This is a genomic window from Rhizomicrobium sp., assembly GCF_056722145.1.
This window is the reverse complement of record NZ_JBWZET010000321.1, coordinates 1-8,678: the sequence shown is the minus strand read 5'-3', so window position 1 is coordinate 8,678 and position 8,678 is coordinate 1. Positions and strand designations below refer to the sequence as shown.

The 8,678-nt window shown below is 65.3% G+C and carries 11 protein-coding genes; 5 read left to right on the top strand and 6 right to left on the bottom strand.

Annotated features, from left to right (window positions below; all coding sequences use genetic code 11):
• Window positions 1–112 precede the first annotated feature (112 nt).
• Together AC1P6P_RS17315 and AC1P6P_RS17310 are read right to left on the bottom strand one after the other, a co-directional pair.
• A complete protein-coding gene (locus AC1P6P_RS17315) occupies window positions 113–589 on the bottom strand; it encodes a VOC family protein (protein ID WP_481403696.1) in 477 nt (158 codons plus the stop codon).
• A gap of 2 nt (window positions 590–591) precedes the next feature.
• A complete protein-coding gene (locus tag AC1P6P_RS17310) occupies window positions 592–1,002 on the bottom strand; it encodes a VOC family protein (RefSeq protein ID WP_481403695.1) in 411 nt (136 codons plus the stop codon).
• A gap of 80 nt (window positions 1,003–1,082) precedes the next feature.
• Between AC1P6P_RS17310 and AC1P6P_RS17305 the strand changes: the two genes are divergently transcribed.
• The gene (locus tag AC1P6P_RS17305; protein ID WP_481403694.1) at window positions 1,083–1,553 is read left to right on the top strand and encodes a MarR family winged helix-turn-helix transcriptional regulator; all 471 of its coding nucleotides are present in this window, start codon (window positions 1,083–1,085) and stop codon (window positions 1,551–1,553) included.
• Here the strand turns inward: AC1P6P_RS17305 and AC1P6P_RS17300 are convergent.
• Window positions 1,510–2,154: a glutathione S-transferase family protein gene (locus AC1P6P_RS17300; protein WP_481403693.1), complete on the bottom strand. Its 645-nt coding sequence runs from the start codon at window positions 2,152–2,154 to the stop codon at window positions 1,510–1,512. The genes AC1P6P_RS17305 and AC1P6P_RS17300 overlap by 44 nt on opposite strands.
• 70 nt (window positions 2,155–2,224) lie before the next feature.
• Window positions 2,225–2,632: an ArsR/SmtB family transcription factor gene (locus AC1P6P_RS17295; RefSeq protein WP_481403692.1), complete on the bottom strand. Its 408-nt coding sequence runs from the start codon at window positions 2,630–2,632 to the stop codon at window positions 2,225–2,227.
• A 272-nt stretch (window positions 2,633–2,904) separates the two neighbouring features.
• Between AC1P6P_RS17295 and AC1P6P_RS17290 the strand changes: the two genes are divergently transcribed.
• The 4 genes from AC1P6P_RS17290 to AC1P6P_RS17275 all read left to right on the top strand — a co-directional run bounded on the left by AC1P6P_RS17290 (window position 2,905) and on the right by AC1P6P_RS17275 (window position 7,409).
• Entirely contained in the window at window positions 2,905–4,770 is a 1,866-nt protein-coding gene (locus AC1P6P_RS17290; protein WP_481403691.1) for a B12-binding domain-containing radical SAM protein, read from the top strand.
• Between the two features lie 99 nt (window positions 4,771–4,869).
• A complete protein-coding gene (locus AC1P6P_RS17285; RefSeq protein WP_481403690.1) occupies window positions 4,870–5,979 on the top strand; it encodes a hypothetical protein in 1,110 nt (369 codons plus the stop codon).
• A 16-nt stretch (window positions 5,980–5,995) separates the two neighbouring features.
• Window positions 5,996–6,715, top strand: coding sequence for a hypothetical protein (locus AC1P6P_RS17280; protein WP_481403689.1), 720 nt, complete (start codon window positions 5,996–5,998; stop codon window positions 6,713–6,715).
• 277 nt (window positions 6,716–6,992) lie between these two features.
• Window positions 6,993–7,409: an MgtC/SapB family protein gene (locus AC1P6P_RS17275; protein WP_481403688.1), complete on the top strand. Its 417-nt coding sequence runs from the start codon at window positions 6,993–6,995 to the stop codon at window positions 7,407–7,409.
• A 4-nt stretch (window positions 7,410–7,413) separates the two neighbouring features.
• On the opposite strand, the gene AC1P6P_RS17270 is transcribed toward AC1P6P_RS17275, so the two are convergent.
• Both AC1P6P_RS17270 and AC1P6P_RS17265 read right to left on the bottom strand, forming a co-directional pair.
• On the bottom strand, window positions 7,414–7,785 hold the full coding sequence (locus tag AC1P6P_RS17270; RefSeq protein ID WP_481403687.1) for a hypothetical protein: 372 nt from the start codon (window positions 7,783–7,785) through the stop codon (window positions 7,414–7,416).
• 41 nt (window positions 7,786–7,826) lie between these two features.
• Window positions 7,827–8,390, bottom strand: a complete 564-nt coding sequence (locus AC1P6P_RS17265; protein WP_481403686.1) for a TMEM165/GDT1 family protein — start codon at window positions 8,388–8,390, stop codon at window positions 7,827–7,829.
• Between the last annotated feature and the right edge of the window lie 288 nt (window positions 8,391–8,678).

Below are 8,678 nucleotides of genomic sequence, written 5' to 3'. Positions count from 1 at the left end.
GCGACAGAACGGCAACAAAGGCGAGAGCAAGCGAACGGGTCTGCACGGCATCCTCCGGGTGGTTTGCGGTTGAACGCGGCACAGGGGCGGGTTCCGTCGCGGGGCGCCGGTCTCAGGAGAATCTGTCTTCGGCGGCGGCCTGGCGCAGGGTGGCGAGGTCGAGTCTGACCATGCCCATCATCGCCGCCATCGCCTTTTCAGAGCCGGTGATGACGCCGATGTCCTCGGGCACGATCTGCCACGACAGGCCGTAGCGGTCGGTCAGCCAGCCGCACGCCACCTCCTTGCCGCCGTCGGTGAGCTTCGACCAATAGCGGTCGATCTCGTTCTGGTCCCGGCAAGCGACCGACAGCGAAACCGCGTGGTTGAATTTCGGCTCAGGCCCGCCGTTGAGGGCGACGAACGCCTTGCCGTCGAGCTCGAATTCCACCGTCATCACTTCGCCGACGCGGTCGGGCATATGCTCGCGGATATAGGGCCCGTAATGGGTGAGGCGGGTGATCTTCGAATGGGGAAAAATGGCGACGTAGAAATGGGCCGCCGCTTCCGCCTCGCGATCGAACCACAAAAACGGGGTGATGGCGGGCATGGTCAGTGCGCCTTCTCGGCGATCACCATCCAGCGGATGCCGAAACGATCGTGGACCGCGCCGAAGGCGTCGGCGAAGAAGGTCTGGTCGAGCGCCATGGTGATGGTGCCGCCCGCGGCGAGGCCTTCGAAAACGCGCCGCGCCACCTCGGGGGTATCGACGCTGAGGGTCAAGGAATAGCCGCCCGGCGCCGCCCGCTCGGGCGAGCCATCGTCGGAGGCCATGATCGCGGAGTTGCCGATCATCAGGGTGGCATGGATCACCTTGTCGTGCATTTCCTTCGGGAAGTGCTCCCTGGCCGGGGATTCGCCGTAGGTCGTGCGCGACACCACATGGGCGCCGACCGTCTTTTCGTAGAAGGCGAGCGCTTCGGCGCAGTTGCCGGCGAAGAAGATGTAGGGGGTGACGTACATGGCGTTCTCCCGTTGCGGCTGATGTTTTGCCGCATTCGTGTGTAGTTGAACATTAGATTGATATCAACCTATAATCCGGCATGGTCGCCGAAAAGCCGGTCCCTTACGCCACGACACGCCTGGTCCGCGATGCGTGCCTGTGCCTGCAGGTGCAGCGCGCCGCCCGCGCCCTGGCGCGCCGCTTCGATGACGCGCTGAGGCCCGTCGGCCTGACCAGCGGCCAGTTCTCGCTGCTGATGAGCCTCAACCGCCCCGCCCCGCCGACCATGAAGGACGTCGCCGACCTGCTGGCGATGGATCGCACCACGCTGACCGCTGCCTTGAAGCCGCTGGTGCGTCGCCGGCTGGTGACCATCAAGATCGACACGACCGACCGCCGCAGCCGTCGCCTGATCCTGACGCGCGCCGGCGAAGCGCTGCTGTCCGCCGCGGTGCCGATCTGGAAACGCGAACATGGGCGGCTGGAACGCGCCCTCGCCGGCGACGGCGACGGTTTGCGCACCGGGCTCACTGCCCTTTCATCATTTCCAGATAGGGCGCCGCGTCCGTAAGGCAGCGCGCAAACGACGCCCGCTCGCAGAGCCGCTTGAGATAGGCGGCGGCATGAGGCAGACGCGCGGCGAACGGCGCCACCCTGTCGGCATAGAACAGGGCCGGCGCGGCGGCGCAATCGGCGAGCGTGAAGGCCTCGCCCATCGCCCAGGTCTTGGTCGCCATCGCCTCGTCGACGAGTTTCAGCGCGGTCTCCAGCCGCCGGCGGGCGTCTTCGACGCCATGGGGATCATTCTTGCCCTCGGGCCGCCAGCGGTCGGCGACGATCTTGCCCATGGCGTCATTGACATAGAAATCGAAGAAGCGGTCGCGCATGCGCACCTGGCGGGCGAGTTGCGGCTCGGCAGGCAGAAAGCGCGTCGCGCCGGGATAATTCTGATCGAGATATTCGATGATGATGCTGGACTCCGGCACCACCCAGTCGCCGTCCTTGAGCACCGGAAACTTGCCGATCGGCCAGATCTCCACGAACGCGGCGCGCTCGGCGGGCTCGCGCAGATTGACCAGATGCGGCTCGAACGGGGTCGCGTTCTCGTAAAGCGCGATCAGCGCCTTGTGGCAGTAGGACGACAAGGGATGGTAATAGAGCGTCAGTGCCATGACACCTCCCGGGGCTTTGCGTTGATATCAACCCATAACGCGGAAGCGGTCAACGGTGTCGCCGCGGCAGCTATTTGCGGCGGGCGCGTTTCTTGCCGCGCGCCGGCAGTTGCGCCAGCGAATCCTCGATGCGGTCGAAGCGCGCTTCCCACAGCAGGGCAAACTGTCCGAGCCATTCCACCGCCGGCATCAGCGCCCACGAGTCGATGCGGCAGTGGCGGTACTGCGCCTTGCGGCTGCGATAGACGAGCCCGGCCGCTTCCAGCACCTTCAGATGTTTCGACACCGCCGGCAGCGAAATGTCGAACGGCGCCGCCAGCTCGCCAACGCGATGGTCGCGATCGGCCAACGCCACCAGCATGGCGCGCCGGGTCGGATCGGCGAGCGCGGCAAAGGTGTCGCTGAGATGATCGGGCCGGGGATGCTCCGGCCGCGGACGGCTGGGCCTGCGACGGACTGGGGTACGGATTGGCGGCACGGGATTTTCCTATTTAACCGTGTGGTTAAAGAAGCAAGGCTGCGCGCACCCGTCAAGCTGGATATCGGATTGGTTGTGAGGGGCCACGCAGCGGCCCCGGTCAACAAACCTTCATTTAACCGTACGGTTAAATGCGATGCGGAAAGCGGCGCGCTGAGCGCACATCCGGCGCAGTCGCAACTTGGTGAGCGGCACGCCTGCATTCTTTGTCTTGACACATCGCGGGTGCAGGTTCTTCCGTCATCACACCGTCGTTCGTGGCGAGGCTTTGAATGCGTCTGTTGCTGATCAATCCGCGCGTGCCCGAAAGCTTCTGGAGCTTCAAATGGGCGGTATCGACCATCCTGCCCGGCAAGCGCGCGCTCAATCCGCCCTTGGGGCTCGCCACCGTCGCCGCCCTGACGCCCAAGCACTGGGACGTTGCGATCGTCGATGAGAATGTGGAAGCCCTGCCGGTCAATCCCGAAGCCGACATCATCGGCATCGGCGGCATGGGCGTGCAGGCAACGCGCCAGCATGAGCTGATCGCCTATTATCGCGAGCGCGGCTATTACGTCGTCATCGGCGGTGCCGCCGCCTCGCTGTGCCCGGAGAATTACGAAGGCATCGCCAATACCGTGGTGTCGGGCGAAGGCGAATACATCTGGCCCGAATTCTGCCGCGACTTTGAAGCCGGCACGCCCAAACCGCTCTACAAGGAAACCGGCACGGTCGAACTGACGGATTCGCCGGTGCCGCGCTTCGATCTCTTGAAGCTGAAGCTCTATGCCAACGCCACGCTGCAGTTCTCGCGCGGCTGTCCGTTCACCTGCGAATTCTGCGACATCATCGTGATGTTCGGGCGCAAGCCGCGGCTGAAATCGCCGGAGCAGATCGGCCGCGAACTCGACGTCTTGAACGGCCTCGGCATCTCCTCGATCTTCTTCGTCGACGACAACATGATCGGCAACAAGAAGGCCGCCAAGCTGCTGCTCTCCTACATCGCCGACTGGCAGACGAAGAACGGCCGTCCGTTCTCGTTCGGCACCGAGGTTTCCATCAACCTTTCCCAGGACGAGGAATTGATGCGGCTGATGAAGGCCGCCAATTTCAACTGGGTGTTCATCGGCATCGAATCGCCCGATCCGGCGTCGCTGAAAGAGACCGGCAAGTCGCAGAATCTGCGCGAGGACATGCTGACCTCGATCCGCCGCATCTATTCGCGCGGCATCGAAGTCCTGGCCGGCTTCATCATCGGCTTCGACAACGACAGCGAAGCCACCTTCGAGCAGCAATACCGCTTCATCACCGCGTCCGGCATCCAGACCGCGATGATCGGGCGGCTGGCGGCGCTGCCGAAAACTCCGCTCTATGAACGCCTGGAGCGTGAAGGGCGGCTGCGCGCGATTGCCGATGAAACCGACAACACCTCGGTGATGAGCAACGTCGTCCACAAGACGATGAGCGAGGAGACGATGAAGCGGCTTTATGCCGACGTCTATCGCCGCCTGCTCACCGACAACGGCATCGCCACCCGCATCGCCAACAAGCTGCGCTTCATGGGCGAAACCGGCTATCGCGGCGGCTACACCCTGGCCGAGACGCTCGGCCTGTTCGGGCGGCTGATTACCAAGGGCCTGATCCCGGGCGGACCGGTGCGCGTCTGGCATTTCCTCAGGACCTGGCCGCTGACCCGTCCGCGCCTGGTGCCGACCATGATCGCCGACTGGATCGCGGGCCTGTCGATGCGCAAGTTCGCCGCCGAAAACCTGTGGTGCAGCTTCAGCGACGACCTGCACCTGATCGAGAATGCGAGGAGCCGGATCGCCCGCTATGTCCGCCAGGGCGCGGTGTGGATCGGCCGCCAATACGCCGACCTGCCCAGCCTCAACATCCGCCTCGACGATGCCTGGAGTTTCGTCGCGATCAAGAAGGCGCGGCCCCAGTTGAAGAAACTGCTGCGCCAGTCGCGCACCCGCATCCTGCTCGCCGCCGACACCCTGCCGATCGAATGCCTCGGCGATCTCGAACAGCTGCTGACCCGGCTGACGCGCTACGGCGACCGGGTGTTCCTGCAAATCTCGGAAGCGGCGCGCGAAAACCTCACCATCGACCTGTCGGCGTTCCAGCTCGTGCTGGTGCCGGCAACGCCTCGCTAGTGAGAATTATTCGCGCGTGCGTTGTTTGGTATCATAGCGCACGCGCCGCGGGTTGCTGGCCGTCTGGTATGATCGTGATTGGGGTAAGGGGGTCCAATCATGTCCAGCAGCGCGAATCCGTCCAAGCGGCACGGCAATTTCATTCTGGTCGCCGCAAGGGCGCTGTATCTCGCCGTCGCCGTCATCAGTATCCTGATCGCCCTGATCGCCCTGATCGCCGCCGGCGTCTACGAAGTGCGCAGCCTGATGCCGGCCAAGCAGGTCAAGGTGCCGGCCGTCTACCAGGTCGACACGCAATCGATCGACCTGTCGATCATCGACGCCCATTTCGCGCCCCCGACCAACATCAGCTTCTCCAACAGCGTCTATGTCGTCTCCCAGGCCCTAGGCGGCACCGAGATTTTCGGCCACTTCGAAGCCGTCAGCGCCAACCGCATCGCCCTGCCGCCGGATGACGTCGACGTGATCGGCGGCCCCGATGCCGCCAAGTTCACCCGCGCGCCCTATTCGGACGTCGCCGGCCATTCGGGGCTGCAGCCCTCGCCTGCCCTGGTGAGCGAAGTCAATCAGGCGTTCAAGCAGATCAAATCGCGCCAGACCCGCAGCTACCGCATCAAGGTGATCATGCGCGACCGGTTCGGCAACATTTCGGCGCCCGCCGACATCGTCATCAAGCTCCATCTGGCGCCGCCGGGCACCACCTCGCAAGCGCCCGATCCAGAACTGACGCCGCTCGAAGCGCTGGCGCTCGACATCGCCCATATCGTCGATCCCAGCCACGGCACCAAATACGTCGATGCCTTCCAGCGCGCCAAAGCGCTGCCGGCCCGCTGCGGCGAGCGCAGCGACAGCGATCTGTTCGTCGCCAACTACCGCCATGCCTTCAATCATATTCGCGGCCGCCTGTCGGCATCGACGCTCGAGCAGTTCTATCTCGGCGTCTGCGACGGCTGGAACGACGTGCGCGCCAAAGTCGAGGCGACCACTCTGGCCAAGGAGGGCGTCGAAACCCAGAACGCCATCGCGGCGGCCAAGGCGGAGCAGTCCTCGTTCCTCGCCATACTCGAACGCAATCGCCAGCTGGTCGCTGCCGGCGGCGCCTTCATCTTCTTCATGTTCATCTCGCTGCTGCTCGCCTTCCTCGCCATCGAAGACCATACGCGAGCCATGCGGGGCTCCCTGGAAGACGACAAAACCAAAACGCCGTGAACGGCAGGGGGGCGCCATGAAACGACTGTTCGGTTTCCGCAACGCCGGAATCGGCTTGATGGTGGCCACGCTGCTGGCATCGGGCGTGGCGGTGACGCCGCCGGCGCGGGCCCAGGACGACGGCACCGCCGAGGCCATCGGCGGCATCCTCGGCGCCATCATCGGCGCGGCGATGATCGACAACGCCCGCAAGGCCTGGCAGCAGGTCGATCCCGATGTGCGCGACTGCCTGGTGCAGCGCTACAACATCTCGCCCAACATCCTCGCCAACAAGGCGATCGGGCCGAACGACGCGCGGGTCGCCGACTATGTCAACTCGTGCAACAACATCGTCTCCAATCTGCGCGAACAGCAGCGCCAGGCCGAAGAGCAGCGCCGGGCCGAAGCGGCCGCCGAACAGGCCCGCCAGGAGGCCCTGGCGGAACAGGCCGCGGCGGCGGAACGTCAGCGCCAAGCCGATATCGCCGCCGCCCAAGCCCAGCGCCGGGCGGAGGAAGCGGCCGCCGAAGCGCGCCGGCAGGCCAAGCACAAGCTGCTGGTCGACAAGTACGGCACCAGCGTCGCCGAGGCGATCGAAAGCCACCGCATCGAAATCGGCATGAGCAAGCAGGCAGTGCTGGAATCACGCGGCGATCCCGACCGCATCGAAAAAATACCGCCGCATACCGAGCTGTGGCGCTATGGCTCGCTGCGGATCGTCTTCGACGGCATTCTCGTCACTCACGTTGAGCACTGACGGGGGCGCTCGGCGGACCGCATCGCAGGGCCGGGGGAATTCGCGGGCACCGGATTGCTCCTTTCGGCACGGCGCTGGAGCGGCGGGCTTTGATGCGAAATCATCACCCAACACGGTCATCGTCCGCAACTGCGGGGTCAAATCTGTCGCGAGCTGAGAGGTTGTGCCGGATGACACCTGGATGGCCCGCACGTCGCGGGCCATGCGCCGGCATCGCGTTCGAGCGCGTCGGCGGCAGCGCGCCTATACTGACCGGGAAGACTCAAGGGTCCGGCGCATGGATTGGATGGAAATCTGCCTCAGGCTGGGCATCGCGGCGGTGCTGGGCGCGACGATCGGGCTCGACCGCGAACTGCGGCACAAATCGGCCGGCGTGCGCACCATCGGACTCGTCACCGTCGGCGTGGCGCTGGCGGTGTTGGCCGTCCACGATCTCGACAGCGGCGCCGGTGCCTCGCGCGTCCTGCAAGGGGCGCTGGCCGGTCTCGGCTTTCTCGGCGGCGGGGTGATCGTGCATCACCGCCGCAATATCGAAGGCCTCACCACCGCGGCGGCGATCTGGACCGCGGCGGCGCTGGGCGCAGCGTGCGGGCTGGGGCGCTGGCAACTGGTCGTGGTCGGCGCCGTGCTGATCCTGCTGCTGCTGATCGTGGCGCGCTGGGTCGAAGACGCCCTCAACCGGCCCAAGCACTGACCGCTCACACCAGCCGGCACGGAATCAGCGCGTTCTCGTCGACGTACCAACCGGCGCAGACGCGATGATAGCCATCGGCGATGGTCAGCGGGATGTTTTTCGCCCGCTCGCCGCGCACCAGCAGCACCGGCGACAGCGGCCGCCCCGAACGCACTTTCTTCAGGTCGCGGGCGACATGCGGATTATCCCGCGGCAGCAGCTTGACGCCCGAGGCGCGCAGAATGTCCTTGGCCTTGCGCCGTACCAGCCGGCCCTTTTTCAGCTTCTTCACCAGCGCGGCGGCGGTGTCGGCCATGATCAGGGAAAGATAATCGTGGGCCGCCGGAAAATCCTGCGCCTCCGGCACGTCCGTCCATAACACCGTGGCAGCTTTCATCGCGAGCCCTTCCCCGTTGGCGCGATGCTAACGCCTCGGCGTCAGCCGGCATAGGCCTTCACGGCGAAGACAACCCCCAGCACGGCAAAGATCGCCGCCGCCCCGAGGCGGATCAGCTTGAGCGGCAGGCGGTGGGCAAAGGCGTTGCCGAGCAGCACCACCGGCGAATCGGCGACGAACAGGCCGAGCGTCGAGCCCGCCACCACCGCGAACAGATTGTGAAAGCCCGCCGCCAGCGTCGAGGTGACGATCTGGGTCTTGTCGCCGATCTCGGTCATGAAAAAGATGCCGAGCGTCGCCACAAAGACGTTGCCGGCCGAGCAATCGGGTTTGCGCCCTTCGCCATCGGGAATCAGGGTCCAGCCCGCCATCACAAACAGGCTGACCGCGACGACACTGTAGAGCAGATGCGGCTTGAGAAAATCAGCCAGCACGATGCCGATCACGCCGGCCAACAGATGGTTGATCAGCGTCGCCGCCAGGATGCCGGCCAGAATCGGCCAGGGCTTGCGGTAACAGCACACCAGCATCAGCGCGAGGAGCTGGGTACGGTCGCCGATTTCGGCGATGGCCACGGCGCCAAAGGTGACGAGGAACGCTTCCATGGCGCGAACAAGCCCCGCGCCAGCCGCAAGATCAAAGCGGCGCGAGGTCGCGTGCGGGGCACGATTGTCATCCCCGGCGCGGTACGGCGTGGGCTCGCAGGTCACCACGATTGTCATCCCCGGCGAGCCCGTCGGAGCGCAGCGACGGTGGGCGAAAGACCGGGGACCCAGGTCGGGAGGCCGACAAAATCTCCACGGACAAGTTGTGCGCGTTTTCGTGCGGCGCAACCGCTGACGCCACCTGGGTCCCCGGTCATCGCCCGCGCCTTCACGATCATTCCCTGTCGC

Coding starts and splice junctions, on each gene's coding strand:
- AC1P6P_RS17275 (WP_481403688.1), top strand. CDS start 6,993: ATGGATTGGATGGAAATCTGCCTCAGGCTGGGCATCGCGGCGGTGCTG.
- AC1P6P_RS17305 (WP_481403694.1), top strand. CDS start 1,083: ATGGTCGCCGAAAAGCCGGTCCCTTACGCCACGACACGCCTGGTCCGC.
- AC1P6P_RS17300 (WP_481403693.1), bottom strand. CDS start 2,154: ATGGCACTGACGCTCTATTACCATCCCTTGTCGTCCTACTGCCACAAG.
- AC1P6P_RS17285 (WP_481403690.1), top strand. CDS start 4,870: ATGTCCAGCAGCGCGAATCCGTCCAAGCGGCACGGCAATTTCATTCTG.
- AC1P6P_RS17315 (WP_481403696.1), bottom strand. CDS start 589: ATGCCCGCCATCACCCCGTTTTTGTGGTTCGATCGCGAGGCGGAAGCG.
- AC1P6P_RS17265 (WP_481403686.1), bottom strand. CDS start 8,390: ATGGAAGCGTTCCTCGTCACCTTTGGCGCCGTGGCCATCGCCGAAATC.
- AC1P6P_RS17270 (WP_481403687.1), bottom strand. CDS start 7,785: ATGAAAGCTGCCACGGTGTTATGGACGGACGTGCCGGAGGCGCAGGAT.
- AC1P6P_RS17290 (WP_481403691.1), top strand. CDS start 2,905: ATGCGTCTGTTGCTGATCAATCCGCGCGTGCCCGAAAGCTTCTGGAGC.
- AC1P6P_RS17310 (WP_481403695.1), bottom strand. CDS start 1,002: ATGTACGTCACCCCCTACATCTTCTTCGCCGGCAACTGCGCCGAAGCG.
- AC1P6P_RS17280 (WP_481403689.1), top strand. CDS start 5,996: ATGAAACGACTGTTCGGTTTCCGCAACGCCGGAATCGGCTTGATGGTG.